This is a genomic window from Streptomyces sp. NRRL WC-3549, assembly GCF_000721935.1.
Lineage (GTDB): Bacteria > Actinomycetota > Actinomycetes > Streptomycetales > Streptomycetaceae > Streptomyces.
This window is the reverse complement of record NZ_KL585389.1, coordinates 75,050-76,739: the sequence shown is the minus strand read 5'-3', so window position 1 is coordinate 76,739 and position 1,690 is coordinate 75,050. Positions and strand designations below refer to the sequence as shown.

Genomic DNA, 1,690 nt, shown 5'->3' with positions numbered 1-1,690 from the left:
TGTGTATAAGAGACAGCAGCACCACGGGGTCGACCGCGGCCTGGGGCGCGGAGCCATGCGCCCCTCGTCCGTGGACGGTGACACGGAGGCTGTCGGCGGCCGACAGGAAGGCGCCCGGCCGTGTGCCGACGTACCCGGCCGGATAGGGCAGGACGTGCTGGGCGAGCACCACGTCGGGCCGGGGCACCTTGTCGGTGAGGCCGTCGCCGATCATGGCGTCGGCGCCGTCGCCGTTCTCCTCCGAGGGCTGGAAGAGTGCGACGAAGGTACCGCTCCAGGCGCCCCGCTCCCGGGCCATCAGCTGTGCGCAGCCGATCAGGCAGGTCACGTGTACGTCGTGGCCGCAGGCGTGCATGACCGGCTGCTCACCGCCGTCGCCGTCGCTCACCGTGGCGGTGGAGGCGTACGGGAGTCCGGTCTCCTCCCGCACCGGGAGGGCGTCCATGTCCGCCCGGACCAGGACGACCGGCCCGTCCCCGTTGTTCAGGACACCGATCACGCCGGTGCCCCCGACGCCTTCGGTGACCTCGTAGCCCGAGGCGCGCAGGGCGTCCGCCGCCTTCTTGGCCGTGCGGTGTTCCCGCAGCCCGAGCTCGGGGTGCCGGTGGAGGTCCCTGTAGAGGTCCTCCAGGCCGGGGCGGACGGCGTCGAGACCGGCCAGGACGGTCCGGGCGGGATCGCTCATGGTGGCTCCTCGCGTGGGTGCGGCCCCCCGCCTTCCCCCTCGGCCACGCCCCCGCCGTAGCAGGGGCTGAGCCGAGACTACCCGGGACCGGCACCCCGCACCCGGGGCGTCGGGGCGACGCGGCGAGCGGGGGAGTCGGTCGGTCCGGCCCCACGGGGATCGGCTCCCCCTCCCCGGCGGGCCGCGCCGGGTGGGCCGACCGGGTGAACCGGCCCGTCCGGCCTACGCCTCGGTCCCGCGGGCACCCCGGTCCCTTCTCGTCTCCGGTGGTTCGGGCGCGTTGAGGCCGAAGTGGATACCCAGCATCCGGATCAGGAAGCAGGCCGTCGCGGCTCCCAGTGCGGCGGGCAGACCGTAGACGTCCCACCCGACCGCCGCCACGGTCATCACGGCGCCCACCAGGGCGGGGATGGCGTACAGGCCGCTGCGCAGCACCGAGGGGATCCGGCCGACGAGCGTGTCGCGGATCGTGCCCCCTCCCACCGCCGTGACCACGCCCAGCAGGACCGCGGGGGCGACGCCCAGCCCGGAGTCCAGCGCCTTGGTCGCGCCGATCACGGCGAAGGTGCTCAGCCCGATGGCGTCGAGCACGACGATCGCCGTCTCGATGCGGCGCAGGTGCCTGCTGAGCGCGAAGGCGATCAGACCGCCGGCGAAGGCGAGCGTGTAGTAGCGCCAGTCGCGGAGGGTGGCGGGGGGCAGCGAGTCGATGAGAACATCCCGGATGAAGCCGCCGCCCAGGGCGGTGATCATGCCGAGGACGACCACACCGACCACGTCCAGCCGCGCGGCACGTACCGCCGTCAGGGCGCCGTTCAGCCCGAAGGCGAAGGTGCCGGTCAGATCCAGGGCGAGCAGCGGCGCGGGTTGGGAACTCATACCAGCCTGCATACCCGGAGCGCACCGGCTTCGTGGGCACGGCGCACTCGGCCACCCAGGGTTTCGCCCCTCCGTCCCCGCACGGAACCGGCCGGTCTCCCCGGGGACTGTCTCTTATACACATCT

The 1,690-nt window shown here is 73.5% G+C and carries 1 protein-coding gene and 1 pseudogene; both read right to left on the bottom strand.

The genetic code is table 11. The features are described 5' to 3' along the window. Window positions 1-685, bottom strand: a pseudogene (locus tag IH13_RS0107705) (amidohydrolase); the annotation flags it as partial. A 222-nt stretch (window positions 686-907) separates the two neighbouring features. After that, on the bottom strand, window positions 908-1,564 hold the full coding sequence (locus IH13_RS0107700) for a trimeric intracellular cation channel family protein (protein ID WP_031082232.1): 657 nt from the start codon (window positions 1,562-1,564) through the stop codon (window positions 908-910). Window positions 1,565-1,690 lie beyond the last annotated feature (126 nt).

What these genes read in the sequence shown, in the direction of transcription:
- IH13_RS0107700 (WP_031082232.1), bottom strand. Translation starts at nt 1,564, where the DNA reads ATGAGTTCCCAACCCGCGCCGCTGCTCGCCCTGGATCTGACCGGCACC.